Raw genomic sequence first — 15,455 nt, 5'->3', positions numbered from 1 at the left:
GCTACTCTCCTTTCAAATAGGCTCTGAGCCGGCGTTCAACCTGCAAGCCGTTTTCACCATGGGCAATAGCCAGCAGCCCTTCCAGAGTCATCTCCTGAAAGAGTGCATAGTGATAGTGAAACGCGCGTAGCCGGTTAGCGATAGGCAGGTAGATGAGGTTGGCAAACCCCACTCCATAGATGGTTGCCACAAATGCCACTGCGATCCCCGCCCCAAGTGCTGACGGGTCTTCGAGATGAAACATGGCCTGGATCAGGCCCAGCACGGCACCGATGATCCCGATGGTCGGACTGTATCCCCCCATGGCTTCAAATACTCTGGCGGCATGTTCATTACGCTCCTGCTCGATATCGATGTCCGCTTCCAGCAGCATACGGATATCCTCTGTGGAGACCCCATCGACAATCATACCAAGCCCTTGGCGGGTAAAGTTGTCTTCCTCCTGCTCGGCCTGATTTTCAAGGGCAAGCAGCCCTTGCTGGCGCGCAAAGACTGCCCATGACTGCAACAGTTCGGCCTGCGTCGCAAGATCTTGGCGGGGAGGGATAAAAATCCATAACAGCTGGCGCAACGCCAGCAGGATGTACTTGGCTGGAGTCTGCAACGTGACGGCGCCGACGGTACCACCCAGCACGATCAAAAAAGCGGGGCCGTCCACCAGCGTCAACAGGGAGCCGCCATGCCACAGTTGGGCAATGGCAATAGCCCCCAATGCCAGGAGCAGACCGAGCAAGCCCATGATTAGCGCCCCAACTCAACCAGAATACGCTGGGCCACCTTGTCCAGAGGGAGTGATTCGCTGGCAATCCCCGCTTTGGCTACTGCTTGGGGCATACCATATACCACGCAGGAAGCCTCATCCTGAGCCCAGATGGTTGATCCCTGCTCTTTCAGCAGTCTGGCGCCATCACGGCCATCTGCGCCCATACCTGTCAGCACAATCGCCAATACCTTGTCGGCATAGGTCTTGGCCGCAGAGGCAAAGGTAATATCCACACAAGGCTTGTAATTGACCTTGTCGTTGCCATCCACGATGCGAATGCGAGCCCCTGCACCACGACCTTCCAGCAGCATCTGTTTGCCACCGGGAGCAAGATAGGCATGCCCTGGTTTAAGCACATCGCCATCTTCCGCTTCCTTGACGCCAATCTGACATAACCCGTTGAGACGGGCAGCAAACGCGGCAGTAAAAGTGGCTGGCATATGCTGGATAAGCAAGATGGGATGGGGAAAATCCCCCGGCAACTTGGTCAGCACATTTTGCAAAGCAACTGGTCCGCCGGTAGAAGTGCCGATCGCCACCAACTGATAACTCTTGCCACTGCGCTTGAATGAGGCACTTGGCACCGTACGTTGCAGGTCAAGCTGACGATCAGGAGTTCTGGGCGCTGTGCTGCCCAGAGGAGCACGAGCAACCGGTTCAGGTGCTTTGGGACGAACAGCGGATGTCATCAGGAAGCGCTTGCGGGAGATCTCCTTCACCCGTTGTTGCAACAGTCTGACCGCTTCATCTTTGTCTCTGGCAATGTCCTCAAACTTCTTGGGCAAGAAGTCGAGTGCACCGGCGTCCAGCGCATCAAGCGTAGCCTTGGCCCCTTCATGGGTCAGGGAGGAGAACATCAGAATGGGGGTTGGGCACTTGGCCATGATCTCCCGCACCGCACTGATACCATCCATCACGGGCATTTCGATGTCCATGGTGATCACATCAGGGCGCAGCGACATCGCCTTGTCCACCGCCTCACGTCCATTCTGGGCCGTATCAATCACCGTCAGCATGGGATCCTGATTGATGATCTCGCTCACCCGACGGCGAAAGAAGCTCGAATCGTCGACAACTAATACCTTGACTGCCATTGTTGTTTTTCTAACTCCTTGGGCCTGAGCTATTAATGTCTACGCGCATATGCTTTGAGCAGACTCGGCACATCCAAAATAAGAGCAATTCCGCCATCACTGGTAATCGTCGCCCCGGCCATGCCAGGGGTGCCTTGCAGCAGATTATCGAGTGGCTTGATCACCACCTCTTCCTGACCAATCAGGCTGTCTACCACAAACCCGATTTGCTGAGTGCCAATCTGCACAATCACCACATGTCCGGTATCCTGACGTGAACGCTTGTTGGCGCCACGAATCAACCACTTGTGCAGATAGAAGAGCGGTATCGCCTTCTCGCGCACAATGATGGTGAGCTGGCCATCAACCATGTTGGCCTTTTTCAGATCCAGATGGAAAATCTCATTCACACAACCAAGGGGAAGTGCGAAAGTCTGCTCACCCACTTCCACCATCAGAGTTGGCAGAATGGCCAGCGTCAACGGAACCTTGATTTCGAGACGGGTACCTTTCCCCCAGGTGGAATCGATGTGCACCGATCCATTGAGGCTGACAATGCTGGTTTTAACCACATCCATTCCGACACCACGGCCAGAGATATCGGAGATCTCGGCCTTGGTTGAAAAGCCCGGAGCAAAGATCAGGTTATAGGCATCGTTGTCGCTCATGCGAGCGGCAGTATCTGCATCCAGAACACCGCGACTGATTGCGATGGACTTGAGTTTCTCAGGATCCATCCCTGCCCCATCATCCTCGATGCAAAGCAGAATATGGTCACCTTGCTGGGAGGCGCTAAGGGTAATTGTCCCTTGCCGCGGCTTGCCCGCTTTCTCCCGCACATCCGGCATTTCGACCCCGTGATCGCAGGAGTTGCGAACGAGGTGAACCAGAGGATCTGCGAGCGCCTCTACCAGGTTTTTATCAAGATCGGTCTCTTCCCCCACCATCACCAGCTCAATCTCTTTTTTGAGGGTTCTGGCCAGATCACGCACCACGCGCGGGAAACGACCAAATACCTTCTTGATTGGCTGCATGCGGGTTTTCATCACCGCCCCTTGCAGGTCAGCCGTTACCACATCCAGATTGGCAACCGCCTTTGACATCTCTTCATCATTGCTGGCAATACCCAAGCTCACCAGCCGGTTACGAACCAGTACCAACTCACCTACCATGTTCATGATGACATCGAGGGTCTTGGTATCCACCCGCACCGTCGTATCGCTTTGCACGGCACTATTTTCTGCTGGCGCAGGCGCCGCCTTGGCGGCAGGCGCTGGTGCCTTGACCGCTTCAGCGGGTTTTGCGGTAGCTGCCGGTGCTGGTTTGGCAACAGGAGTGGCCGGTTTGGGCGGAGTCACCGCAGCAGGTGCGGCAGGTGCGGCAGGTGCGGCAGGTGCGGCAGGTGCGGCAGGTGCCAGAGTACTCTGAGGCCCTTGGCCACGGCCATGCAATTCATCAAGCAGACGCTCAAACTCATCATCATCGATAAGCTCGTCCACCTCTTTTTGCACCGACTTCAGAGGATTCACCTCTGGCGCCCCCATGTGCTGTCCCTGGCCATGGAGCTGGTCCAGCAAGGCCTCAAACTCATCATCGGTGATATCGCCAGAGCCACCCGCTATCGGGGCTGCTGCTGCAGTCTTGGTAGGAGCCCCACCCACGCCGTGGAGCTCGTCCAGCAGACGTTCAAATTCGTCTGCAGAAATTTCATCGATCGAGCCGCCGCCATTGACAGGTGCAGGCTCGCTGCTGATGGCTGCGGGTTCAACAACTTCTGGAGCAACTTCTTCAACAACTACCGGTGCTGCAGGTTCAGATTCTACAGCCGCAGCCGCACTGGTAGCAGTGCGCAGTTGCTCTTCCCCTTCTGGCTTGCACAACTCATGGAGGTCATGAAGCAAATCATCTGACGCAGGGCTGGGTGCTTCGCGATTTTGAACCTGGGCGAACATGACATTGATGGCATCCAGCGCTTGCAGGATCACATCCATCAGCTCCGCAGTAACGGTTCGCTTGCCATTACGCAAGATATCGAACACGTTTTCCGCACCATGGCATACATCAACCAGTTCACCGAGCGACAGAAAACCTGCCCCCCCTTTCACGGTATGGAAACCGCGAAAGATGGCATTCAACAGGTTCTTGTCATCGGGCCGCTTTTCCAAGTCGACCAGTTGTTCAGACAACTGTTCCAATATTTCGGATGCTTCGACCAGAAAGTCTTGCAGTATGTCTTCATCAACTTCGAAGGCCATGCGTCACTCCATTAGAATCCCAAGCTAGACAGCAGATCGTCCACATCATCCTGACCATTGACCACATCGGCACGAGCCTCGGGGTTCATGATAGGGCCCTCTGCTTCAATCCCGTTGACAGGAATACTACGAGTTGAATGCTCAGCAGAAGCCTCACCAAACATGGTCAGCATTTCTATTAATTTTGTTTCAACTTCCTGAACAAGCTTGATGACCTTGCGGATCATCTGACCTGTCAAATCCTGAAAATCTTGTGCCATCAGGATTTCTGTCAGCAGTTGCCGTAATTTATCGGCATCAGACTCTGAAGCCTTAATAAAATCATCAAGTTGGTGACATAAGGATTTGAACTGCCCCACGCTCATGTCACGAGACATCAGGGCATTCCAGTTCGGCATCACCAGCTGGATATTGTCATTCAGGCGATCCGCTATCGGCAAACTGGCTTCCACCGCATCCATTGTGCGATTGGCCGCTTTGTCGGTCATATCGATAACGTAGCTCAAACGCTCCCGAGCATCGGGAATGTCATGGGTAGCCAAATCGGGAATACGGGGATCAAGGCGAAATTCTTGAAGTGAATCATGCAGTTGTCGGGTCAGCTGACCTACTTTTTCAAACAGATCGGCTGCGTTGGGGGCACATACTTCGGCAAGCAGTTCATCGGCCAGCTCAAATTCGCCTTGCTCCAGATGAGCAACAAGCATCCTTGCCTGGTCGAGCGAAATCATTGCTCTCGTTTTGGCCATCATCCCTGCAGCTCCTTAGCCAATTCGTTCGAAAATTTTGTCGAGTTTTTCTTTGAGCGTTGCTGCGGTGAAGGGCTTGACGATGTAACCGTTGACGCCAGCTTGGGCGGCTTCAATGATCTGCTCACGTTTGGCTTCAGCGGTTACCATCAGTACCGGCAGATGCTTGAGCTTCTCATCGACACGGATGGCTTTAAGCAGGTCAATACCTTGCATGCCAGGCATGTTCCAGTCGGTAACTACAAACTGAAAATCACCATTTTTCAGCATCGGCAGCGCTGTATTGCCGTCATCCGCCTCATGGGTATTGTTGAATCCCAAGTCGCGCAGCAAGTTCTTGATAATCCGGCGCATCGTTGAAAAATCGTCAACAATGAGGATTTTCATGTTCTTGTCCAAAATTCCCTCCTAAATAGCCACTAGAGTGGCTCACTTACATGATGCTAAAAACGGGTTGTGTCGTGCGGATTATGCCTTAGAGTTTCATCTCAGTGTAGCCAGTACAAACACTTATAGATGCCAATCTCTCAAACGAGCACGCAATCTGTGCATTGCTTGACTGTGGATCTGGCTCACACGCGACTCGCTGACATTCAAAACCTCGCCAATTTCACGCAAATTCAGCTCTTCATCGTAGTAAAGAGAGAGAACCAAAGCTTCTCTCTCTGGTAGACGACCAATTTGCTCGGATAATTGAATCTGAAATCGCTCGGCAGCCAATTCATCGAATCCCGAGCCGGAAGGGGCGTCATCGGGGTTGCCGATCACATCCTCGCTGACTCCCAAATCTTCGATGCCGATAATTTTGCCGCAGGAGACGTCTTGCAGCATCGCATGGTAATCAGCGATGGAGACCCCCATCTCGGCAGCAACCTCGGTATCTCGCGCGTCACGCCCGTGAGTCTGCTCGACATTCTCGATCGCTTCTGCGATAGCGCGACTGTTGCGATGCACTGAACGGGGCACCCAGTCACCACGCCGGATCTCATCCAGCATGGCGCCACGGATGCGGATCCCGGCATACGTCTCGAAGCTTGCTCCCTTGCTACCGTCAAAGTTGCGGGAAGCTTCAAGCAGCCCAATCATACCTGCCTGGATCAGGTCATCCAGCAAGACACTGCTGGGCAGGCGAGCCAACAAATGCTGGGCAATTCGCTTGACCAGGGGAGCATGACGCTCCACCAGCACATAGGAATCCTGATGACGCAAGTACGCTTGGGCTTTATTCACGGGAACCTTCCTGTGTTGTGGCCGGTTTCTGCAACAAATTTTCCAGGAAAAACTCCAGATGGCCGCCCGGCTGGTTGGGAACCGGCCAGCTCGCAGCCTTGTTGGCAAGGGCCCGGAACGCCAGTGCGGCCGGCGACTTGGGAAACGCCTCGACAATCAGCTTCTGCTTGCGCACAGCGGCACGCAGATTGGTGTCATAGGGTACACAGGCGACCAGTTCCAGCGAGGTATCGAGGAAACGATCCGTTACCCGGGTCAGTTTGGCAAAGAGCTCCTGCCCTTCGCGCAGACTGCGCACCATATTGGCCACAACCTTGAAACGAAACACACCGTGATCCTTGGAGAGGATCTTGATGAGGGCGTAGGCATCGGTGATGGAGGTCGGCTCATCACAGACCACCACCATGATGTCCTGAGCTGCGCGGGTGAAGCTCAGCACCATGTCGGAGATCCCCGCAGCCGTATCCACCAGCAGGATGTCGACCTGGGTCTTCATCTCGCTGAAGGCACGGATAAGCTCGGCATGCTGCACCGGAGAAAGCTCGACCATGGACTGGGTGCCCGAGGTCGCAGGTACGATCATCATGCCGTAGGGGCCTTCGACGATGATATCGTCGATGGTGCATTCACCCGCCAGGACATGAGATAGGTTGCGATGAACCCGCAGCCCCAGCATGACGTCGACGTTGGCCAGACCCAGGTCGGCATCCAGCACCATCACCCGCTTGCCTTGGGCGGCCATGGCTCCGGCCACGTTCAGGGTCACGTTGGTCTTGCCCACGCCACCTTTACCACCGGAAACGGCGATTACTTTTACTCGATTGTTTTGACGCATTTTGCGCAGACCACTCGCCTGATCCATATACATGTTACTCATAAAACTCCGAATCTTCGGCCTCGCCAAAGCCTGCGCCCCAGAAATAGGGCTCCTCTGTTTCTCGCTCCAGCGAGCCCATGGCAGCCCCGACGAGCTGCGCCGCATTGGCAACCTGAATATCTTCCGGAACCCTTTGTCCGTCAGTGATATAGCTGATGGGCAATGAATTCTGGATACACACGTTAATCACTTCGCCAAGATTCAGACTTTCATCCAATTTGGTAAGTATGCAGCCGCTTAATGGAATACGCCGGAAATGGTCAACCGCTTCCTGCATCACCCGACGCTGGGAAGTTGCCGACATCACCAGATAACTGCGGATCCGCACCTTGGCATTCTTGACCAAGGTATCGAGCTGCTCGGTCAACCGGATATCCCGTTGGCCAACCCCGGCCGTATCGATAAGTACCAGCCGACGATGGCGGAACTGATAAAGGGCATTGGCCAACTCTTCGGCATCACGCACCTGACGTACCGGGCAACCCATGATGCGGCCATAGGTCTGCAGCTGTTCATGGGCACCGATCCGGTAGTTATCGGTGGTGATCAGCGCCACCTGTTCGGCGCCATACTTCATGGCGAAACGGGCCGCCAGCTTGGCGATGGTGGTGGTTTTGCCCACCCCGGTCGGACCAAGCAGCGCCACCGCGCCGCCCTGACGCATGATCTCGTCCTCACTGATCTTGAGCTGGGCCGTCAGCACTTCGGCCAACTGGGCCATCGCCTGATGGATGGACATATCTTCGGGGATCAGTCCCGCCAATTGATCGGCAAAGGCATCATCAAAGCCCAGTTTCTTGAGCTCCTTGATCAACAGGGCCCGCATCGGTTCGCGGCGCTCCACCTCTTGCCACATCAGCCCGGAGATCTGGTGCTCCAACAATTTGCGGATGCTGGCCATCTCCTTGCGCATCCCTTCCATCTCCTGATCCCGCTGGGCAGGTTGAGGGGGGCGCTGGCCGGACGCAACCCGAGCTTTGGGCTTGGCAGGTTCGGGAGCTGCTCCCCACTGCCCCTGCTCGGCCAATGTTCTGGGCGCTGCATTGGCAGCGGCCAGACCGGCTGATTGGGTATTACCCAGTGGCGCCCCATTGCCCGGCTTGAGCTTCTGCTGGCGCGCCAGCAAGGCGGCCAGGGTATCGGCATAATGTTCGTTCTGCTCCTTCGCCGGCGCCGGCTCGGGGCGGATCATCTGCCGTGCAGCAGACGAAATATTGACGCTCTCATCGTTCAGCTGACGGCGAACCGGCGCATCTTTGGGCCCCGGGACCTGGGATTGATAATCGACTGCGGCGACTATCTCTACCCCTCCGGTAACCTTCTTGTTGGACATGATGACGGCGTCAGGCCCGAGAGTCTCCTTGACCTCGGCCAGAGCCGTTCGCATATCCTTGGCAAAAAACCGCTTAATCTTCACCCGTCGTCTCCGCTAACTAGTTCTGCCCTACCGCACTGACGATGCGGATCTGCTTGTCGTCGGGCACTTCCTGATAAGACAGAACGCGCAATCCAGGAATGGCATTCTTGACAAATTTTGCCAGGGTATTGCGCAAGATCCCCGATGTCAGAAGCACGGCCGGTTGGCCTTCCAATTCTTGTCGTTGAGTGGCTTCCACCAGCGAACGCTGCATCCGCTCTGCCAGACCCGGTTCAATACCGGCACCATCACCACCACCTGCCTGCAGGGATTGATGCAATATACGTTCCAATTCCGGCGCCAAGGTAATCACCGGCAGCTCGGGATCGGGGCCTGCAATCTCCTGCACAATCAGGCGACGCAGGGCAATCCGGCAAGCGGCCGTGAGCACTTCCGGATCCGGACTGCGCGGCGCGTATTCAACCAGGGTCTGCAGGATAGTGCGCATATCGCGGATTGGCACGCCTTCATTGAGCAAATTCTGCAATACCTTCACAAGGTTACCCATGCTGATTACTTCCGGCACCAGCCCTTCGACCAGCTTGCTCTGATGTTTGCCAATCATGTCGAGCAGTTGTTGTACCTCGTCATGGCCCAGCAGCAGAGCCGCATGGTTGGTCAGGATCTGGCTCAGATGGGTAGCCACCACGGTCGCGGTATCCACCACCGTATACCCCAGTGTCTGTGCCTGAGAGACCATCTCCTTGGCAACCCAGACCGCTTCAAGTCCGAAGGCGGGATCCCGGGTCGCTATCCCCTGGATCTGGCCGAACACCTGCCCCGGATTGATGGCCATCTCCTTATCATTGTAGACATTGGCCTCGCCGGTACTGACCCCCATCAAGGTGATGCGGTATTGGTTTGGCGCCAGATCCAGGTTGTCGCGAATGTGGACGGCCGGGACCAGAAAACCCAGCTCTTGCGAGAGTTTCTTGCGCACCCCTTTGATCCGGTTGAGCAGTTCGCCACCCTGATTGCGATCCACCAGCGGGATCAGTTGATAACCCACTTCCAGCCCGATGATGTCCACCGGCATCACATCGTCCCAGCTCAGCTCTTTCTGCTCATGGGGTTGTTCGGCAGTGGCAGGCAGCAGCTCACCCTTGGCCGCTTTGGCGGCCGCCAGTTTCTCTCGGCGCAGCAACCACCAGGCGCCAGCGGCGGCAAGAGCCCCCAGACTCAGGAAGGCGAAATGCGGCATCCCCGGCACCAGTCCCATCATCAGCAGAATACCGGCAGAGATGATCAGAGCTTTGGGATTGTCAAACAGCTGACCCAGCACCGCGGTTCCCATATCCTGATCGGTATTCTGACGGGTCACTATGATGGCGGCTGCAATTGAGAGCAGCAGGGAGGGGATCTGCGCCACCAGACCGTCACCGATGGCCAACAGTGTATAGATCTCGGCAGATTCGCTGAAGGTCAGCTGGTGCTGCATCATCCCGATGATGAAGCCGCCGATGATGTTGATAAAGAGGATCATGATGCCCGCAATGGCATCCCCTTTGACAAACTTGGAGGCACCATCCATGGAGCCGTAGAAGTCAGCTTCCTGGGTTACATCCTGACGACGCTTCTTCGCCTCTTCCTGATTGATGAGACCGGCGTTCAAATCGGCATCGATGGCCATCTGTTTGCCCGGCATCGCATCAAGGGTAAAACGGGCACTCACTTCCGCGATCCGCCCGGCACCCTTGGTAATGACCACAAAGTTGATGATCATCAGGATGGTGAAAACGATGATGCCGACCGCATAGTTGCCGCCGATCACCACGTTACCGAACGCCTCGATCACATGGCCGGCCGCCGCACTACCATTATGACCTTCCAGCAACACCACCCGGGTCGAGGCGACGTTCAACGCCAACCGCAGCAGGGTAGCGAGCAGCAGTACGGTCGGGAAGGCAGCAAATTCGAGGGGGCGGCGGGTATAGACGGATACCAGCAGCACCACGATGGAGAGGGCAATGTTGAAGGAGAAGAGCACATCCAGCATCAACGGCGGGATGGGCAACACCACCATGCCGAGCGCGGCCAATACCAGCAGAGGGGTGCCAAGGCCTTTGCCCAAAACCCCCCGGTACTCTTTGAACTGGCCCAATACTGCCTTGAATTCCATCGCGCTTCTCAATTTCAACCTGCTGGTGCCAGATTAAAGCAAACATCAAGCCAACAATACAAGGTATTGAAATGCAATGGATTTATTTTGACTACGTCAGAACTTTGTCATTTTCGATATTCGGTCGGAATGGGCAGATCTTTAGCCAGCGGCTGGGGACGGCGACCCTGACCACGACGGAATTTCTTGAGCTGGAAGACATAGGCGAGCACCTGGGCAACCGCAGCAAACAGCCCTTCCGGGATCTCGTGGCCCAGCTCGGTTGAGTGGTAAATCGCACGGGTCAAGGCTGGTGACGGCATGATGGGGATCTCGTACTCTCTGGCGATCTCCCTGATCTTCATTGCAATTTCATCAGTGCCCTTGGCCACGACCTTGGGCGCGGCACCGGGTTTGCCCGCATCATACTTGAGCGCTACCGAGTAGTGGGTCGGGTTGGTGATCACCACATCAGCCTTGGGTACATCCCCCATCATTCGACGCATCGCCATCTGCATCTGCAACTGGCGGATCTTGCCCTTTACCTCGGGCTTGCCTTCGCTGTCCTTGAACTCGTCCTTGACCTCCTGCTTGGTCATCTTGAGCTGACGCATGTGGTTCCACTGCTGGAACGGCACGTCGATGGCAACGATGGGAAGCAGGGCGCAGCAGAGGATGATCAACATCCAGAGAAACAACTCCAGCGCATCGATAATACCGCCGGGGAAACCCTCCATGGAGAGATTGAGCAGATGATTAAACTGACTGGATAGCATCCACCAGGCAAACAGGGTGATGAACACCACTTTGGCGATGGATTTGACCAGCTCGATCAGCGACTGCACCCCGAACATTCGCTTGAGGCCACTGAGCGGACTCAACTTGCTCATCTTGGGCATCATGGCTTCGGTGGAGAAGTTCATCCCCCCCATCAGGGTGTTGCCGATAAAGGCGGCAATCGCCACCAGCGCGAACAACAGCCCCAGCGGAAGAACCAGTTCCCCCAGCAGCGCCGGCAGCATGGCGATCATGGCGTTGGGATCGAAAGCCTGCTCCCTGTCCAGAGTAAAGCCCATGGTGACGACCTTGATCATGGCGGTCGCCAGCGAGCCCTTTAGCATCAGCAGGCCAAATACCGCCGAGAGCAAAACGCTGGCGGTTCCCAACTCTTTTGAACGTGCAATCTGCCCTTTTTCACGGGCCTGTTGCAGTCGTTTGCCCGTGGGTTGTTCGGTACGTTCCTGGTCGGTATCAGCCATGAGCGCCCCCGAAGCACTGGGTGTTGATCAGCTCGCAGCTGACCTCCTGCACCCGCTCCCACATGATGTCGAAGTGGCCGAGGAACCCGCCGATAGTGAGCCAGAGGATCAGCAGACCCGACATCATGCTGACCGCAAAACCGATACTGAAAATGTTGAGTTGCGGCGCCGCCCGGGTCATGACACCAAAGGCGAAGTTGATTAAGAGCAAGGCGACGATGGCTGAGAGCGACATCACCAAAGCAGCCTGATACATCACACCCAGAAACGCACTCAGGGTTTTCATGGATGAAACCGAGAGGCCGTGCTCGGAGACAGGCAGTGTCTCGAAACTAAGAATGACCAGCCGCAGCATCACCAGATGACCATCCAATGCCAGAAACACCAGGGTCGCCAGCATCAGATAAAACTGACCCACCACTGGGGCCGACTGGCCATTCATCGGGTCCACCAAGGTGGCAAAGCCGAGGCTGGTCTGCATGGCGATGACCTGGCCGGCCATCACGAAGCTCTCCATCAGAAACTGGGTCATCAGGCCGAGAGCAATACCGATCAGCAGTTGCTGGCCCAATACCAGAAAACTGCCGGCAGAGAATAGCTCGATAGGAGGCATTTTCGGGAGCAGCGGGGCAATGAGAAAGGTGATGGCAAGCGCCAGCCCCATCCGTACCCGCGCAGGAGCAAGACGGCTGCCAAACACCGCCATCACCATCAGCAGACTGCTCACCCGCGCCAGCGGCCAGAGGATCGAAGACAACCACTCCATGATCAGAGCGGTTGTGTAGGTCATCCCACCACCTCGGGGATTTGATTGACCATCAGTATGAAGAAGTCCATCAGACTCTGCATTCCCCAGTGAGCACCAATTCCCAAGGCTAGCAGGGTCACGATAAGACGGGGCAGAAAGCTCAGGGTCTGTTCGTTGATGGAGGTGGCCGCCTGAAAAATGGCTACCACCAGGCCGATAGCGAGGCTGGGCAGGATCACGGCGCTGACCATGATATTGACCAGCCAGAGCGCCTCGCGAAAGACGTCGACAAAGGTTTCAGGACTCATGTTCGGGCTCCTTGCGCTCGACCGGCTAACCGGCACCCAGTCCGAAACTGTTGGCCAGTGACCCCAGAATGAGGTTCCAGCCATCCACCATCACGAACAGCATCAACTTGAAGGGCAGCGAGACGATCATCGGCGAGAGCATCATCATCCCCATCGCCATCAGAATACTGGCGACCACCAGATCGATGACCAGGAACGGTAGGAACAGCATAAAACCAATCTGGAAGGCGGTTTTCAGCTCGCTGGTGACAAATGCAGGAATCAGCACTCGTAGCGGCACATCGGCAGGTTTCTCCACCTGCACGTTGGCGATCTCCATAAAGGTGTTGAGATCCTTGATCCGGGTCTGGGCCAGCATGAACTGATGGATGGGCAACTCGGCCCGCTCCAGCGCCTCCTTTGCCTGAATGGTCTCGGCCAGATAGGGCTGCAACGCCTCATCATTGATGCGATCCAGCACCGGCGACATGATGAAGAACGACATAAACAGGGCGATGCCGATCAACACCTGGTTGGAGGGACTCTGTTGCAGACCGATCGCTTGGCGCAAGATACCCAACACCACAATGATGCGGGTAAACGAGGTCATCATGATCACCATGGCCGGCAAGAAGGAGAGCGCGGTCATCAGCGCCAGTACTTGCAGGGTCAGGCTGTACTCCTGAGAGCCATCCCCCATGGTCTTGACGGTCACCGCCGACATGGCATCCTGTGCCAACGCAGGCCAAGAGCAAAACAGTGGTATCAGCAGGCTGACCAGCAGCCCCGTTTTCAGCCACAAGCCGTTAGCTTTTTTCATGCTTGCCCATCAATTTGCCAAGCTGCTGGGAAAACGCCTGAGGCTGGTTTTCGTCCAGCGGCTCCTCCAGCCGGTAGAGAAAGTTGACCTGCTGCGGTGTTACGCCGACCAGCAGTTGCTGTTCGCCCACCTTGACCACCAGCAGCTTCTCTTTGTAACCCACCGGCAACGAGGCGATGACCCGCATCTGGCCGCCCCCCATGGCGGTCGCCAGCTTGCTCTTCTTGAGCAGAAAGCCCAGCACCAGAATGAGACCAATCACCATCAGACTGGAGAGCAACCAGGAGCTCAGACTAGGCACGTTGGCAGATGCCGCTGTCTCGGCAAAGGCCGGAACAGGCAGCAATAACAACAGGAGGCGCATCATTTGAGCTTCTTGATCCGTTCAATCTGGCTGATGACGTCAGTCAGGCGGATACCGAACTTGTCGTTCACCACCACCACCTCGCCATGAGCGATCAGGGTACCGTTGACCAATACATCCAGCGGCTCGCCTGCAACCCGATCCAGCTCCACCACCGAGCCCTGGTTCAGCTGCAACAGGTTGCGGATGCTGATCTGGCTGCGGCCCACCTCCATGGCGATAGTGACCGGAATATCGAGAATGGTGTCGAGCTTGCGACGCTCCTCGGCACTGATGGGGGCATCATCTTTCAACTCTTCCAGCGGGGCTGGCTTGGCTTCCGCCGTCACCTGCTCCTCCAGAGCCGCAGCCCAGGCATCAGCCATCAGATCCTCTTCCTCAGTTCCGCTCATCTTGTTTCCTTATGCTACTTCGTGACCGTTTACCGTAATAAACCGTCAATTATCGCTGTTGATCTTCGATACTGCGTTCGAGCTCTTCCAGCTCGGCCTCGCCATCAATTCGTACCCCGCCCCGGGTCACCAGATGCATCTCCGTCTTGACCCCTTCCGGACGTTTGAGCTTGTCGGTGATCTTGAGCGCCACATTATCCTTGGTGCGGCCCATCTTGGCGTGGAAAGTGGGCAAGTCCTCCACAAAAACCAGCAAATTTTCCGGCATATCGACCGGAATGATATCGCCGGGTCGCAGCTCCATCAGTTCACGCAGGGTGAGTTCGGTCTCCAGCAGCTTGGCCCGCAGCTCCACCTTGACGTCCATGATCTCGTCACGCAGCGCCTTGCTCCAACGTACGTCGGTATCCCCCTTGTCACTCTGCACACCGGCATCCAGCAGCTCGCGGATCGGTTCCAGCATGGAATAAGGCATCGCCACGTGGAAGTCGCCGCCGCCACCATCGAGCTCGATGTGGAACGAGCTGACCACGATCACTTCGGTCGGGCTGACGATGTTGGCCATTGCCGGGTTCACTTCGGAGTCGAGATACTCGAACCCCACATCCATCACCGGCGCCCAGGCATCCTTGTAATCCTCAAACACCAGTTTGAGCAGCATCTGGATAATACGCCGTTCGGTCGGGGTAAATTCGCGCCCTTCAATTTTGGCGTGATAACGGCCATCGCCACCGAAGAAGTTCTCCACCAGAATGAAGACCAGTCGAGCCTCCATGGTGATGAGCGCCGTCCCCTTGAGCGGGCGGAAGCGCACCATGTTGAGACTGGTCGGCACAAACAGGGTATGAACATACTCGCCAAACTTGAGCATCTGCACGCCGTTGATGGAGACCTCGGCGGTACGACGCATCATGTTGAACAGGCTGATCCGCATATGGCGGGCGAAACGTTCATTCACCAGCTCCAGCGTCGGCATGCGACCACGGACGATGCGGTCTTGGGAGGAGAAGTCAAACTGGGCTACGCCGGGGTCTCCAGCGCCGCCTATCTCTTCCTCTTCGACATCATCGACACCGTGCAAGAGGGCATCAATTTCGTCCTGACTTAACAGATCGCTCACGCT

At 56.1% G+C, this 15,455-nt stretch carries 16 protein-coding genes; all 16 read right to left on the bottom strand.

From position 1 onward, the window contains the following. Window position 1: 1 nt before the first annotated feature. The 16 genes from WBR25_RS05840 to fliM all read right to left on the bottom strand — a co-directional run bounded on the left by WBR25_RS05840 (window position 2) and on the right by fliM (window position 15,452). The gene (locus tag WBR25_RS05840; protein WP_479749548.1) at window positions 2-739 is read right to left on the bottom strand and encodes a flagellar motor protein; all 738 of its coding nucleotides are present in this window, start codon (window positions 737-739) and stop codon (window positions 2-4) included. A 2-nt stretch (window positions 740-741) separates the two neighbouring features. Next, window positions 742-1,857 carry a protein-glutamate methylesterase/protein-glutamine glutaminase gene (locus WBR25_RS05835; protein WP_204382720.1) on the bottom strand — a complete coding sequence of 372 codons (1,116 nt, stop codon included), beginning with the start codon at window positions 1,855-1,857 and terminating at the stop codon, window positions 742-744. Window positions 1,858-1,889: 32 nt separating this feature from the next. Beyond that, the gene (locus WBR25_RS05830) at window positions 1,890-4,091 is read right to left on the bottom strand and encodes a chemotaxis protein CheA (RefSeq protein ID WP_279463458.1); all 2,202 of its coding nucleotides are present in this window, start codon (window positions 4,089-4,091) and stop codon (window positions 1,890-1,892) included. 11 nt (window positions 4,092-4,102) lie between these two features. Next, a complete protein-coding gene (locus tag WBR25_RS05825) occupies window positions 4,103-4,843 on the bottom strand; it encodes a protein phosphatase CheZ (protein ID WP_005353668.1) in 741 nt (246 codons plus the stop codon). 12 nt (window positions 4,844-4,855) lie between these two features. Continuing rightward, window positions 4,856-5,227: a chemotaxis response regulator CheY gene (gene cheY, locus WBR25_RS05820; protein WP_005334709.1), complete on the bottom strand. Its 372-nt coding sequence runs from the start codon at window positions 5,225-5,227 to the stop codon at window positions 4,856-4,858. 123 nt (window positions 5,228-5,350) lie between these two features. Beyond that, entirely contained in the window at window positions 5,351-6,070 is a 720-nt protein-coding gene (locus tag WBR25_RS05815) for an RNA polymerase sigma factor FliA (RefSeq protein ID WP_019444723.1), read from the bottom strand. Continuing rightward, window positions 6,063-6,938: a MinD/ParA family protein gene (locus WBR25_RS05810; protein ID WP_013723550.1), complete on the bottom strand. Its 876-nt coding sequence runs from the start codon at window positions 6,936-6,938 to the stop codon at window positions 6,063-6,065. Before WBR25_RS05810 ends, WBR25_RS05815 begins: the two co-directional genes overlap by 8 nt. Window position 6,939: 1 nt before the next feature. Next, window positions 6,940-8,364, bottom strand: a complete 1,425-nt coding sequence (gene flhF / locus WBR25_RS05805) for a flagellar biosynthesis GTPase FlhF (protein WP_129503542.1) — start codon at window positions 8,362-8,364, stop codon at window positions 6,940-6,942. 16 nt (window positions 8,365-8,380) lie between these two features. Next, on the bottom strand, window positions 8,381-10,483 hold the full coding sequence (gene flhA / locus WBR25_RS05800) for a flagellar biosynthesis protein FlhA (protein WP_479749547.1): 2,103 nt from the start codon (window positions 10,481-10,483) through the stop codon (window positions 8,381-8,383). 107 nt (window positions 10,484-10,590) lie between these two features. Continuing rightward, the gene (flhB, locus tag WBR25_RS05795) at window positions 10,591-11,721 is read right to left on the bottom strand and encodes a flagellar biosynthesis protein FlhB (RefSeq protein WP_150996454.1); all 1,131 of its coding nucleotides are present in this window, start codon (window positions 11,719-11,721) and stop codon (window positions 10,591-10,593) included. Next, window positions 11,714-12,511 (bottom strand): flagellar biosynthetic protein FliR, encoded by a 798-nt coding sequence (gene fliR / locus WBR25_RS05790; RefSeq protein WP_005353677.1) that lies wholly within the window; start codon window positions 12,509-12,511, stop codon window positions 11,714-11,716. The genes flhB and fliR overlap by 8 nt, the downstream gene beginning before the upstream one ends. Beyond that, window positions 12,508-12,777 carry a flagellar biosynthesis protein FliQ gene (gene fliQ, locus WBR25_RS05785; protein WP_005334727.1) on the bottom strand — a complete coding sequence of 90 codons (270 nt, stop codon included), beginning with the start codon at window positions 12,775-12,777 and terminating at the stop codon, window positions 12,508-12,510. The genes fliR and fliQ overlap by 4 nt, the downstream gene beginning before the upstream one ends. A 25-nt stretch (window positions 12,778-12,802) precedes the next feature. Next, window positions 12,803-13,576 carry a flagellar type III secretion system pore protein FliP gene (gene fliP, locus WBR25_RS05780; RefSeq protein WP_005334729.1) on the bottom strand — a complete coding sequence of 258 codons (774 nt, stop codon included), beginning with the start codon at window positions 13,574-13,576 and terminating at the stop codon, window positions 12,803-12,805. Next, on the bottom strand, window positions 13,563-13,943 hold the full coding sequence (gene fliO / locus WBR25_RS05775; RefSeq protein WP_005362049.1) for a flagellar biosynthetic protein FliO: 381 nt from the start codon (window positions 13,941-13,943) through the stop codon (window positions 13,563-13,565). Before fliO ends, fliP begins: the two co-directional genes overlap by 14 nt. After that, window positions 13,940-14,332, bottom strand: coding sequence for a flagellar motor switch protein FliN (fliN, locus tag WBR25_RS05770; protein ID WP_005298791.1), 393 nt, complete (start codon window positions 14,330-14,332; stop codon window positions 13,940-13,942). The genes fliO and fliN overlap by 4 nt, the downstream gene beginning before the upstream one ends. 49 nt (window positions 14,333-14,381) lie before the next feature. Further along, on the bottom strand, window positions 14,382-15,452 hold the full coding sequence (gene fliM / locus WBR25_RS05765; RefSeq protein WP_005334736.1) for a flagellar motor switch protein FliM: 1,071 nt from the start codon (window positions 15,450-15,452) through the stop codon (window positions 14,382-14,384). Between the last annotated feature and the right edge of the window lie 3 nt (window positions 15,453-15,455).

The organism is Aeromonas sp. MTB (assembly GCF_056632455.1).
This window is presented reverse-complemented; position numbering and strand designations above follow the sequence as displayed.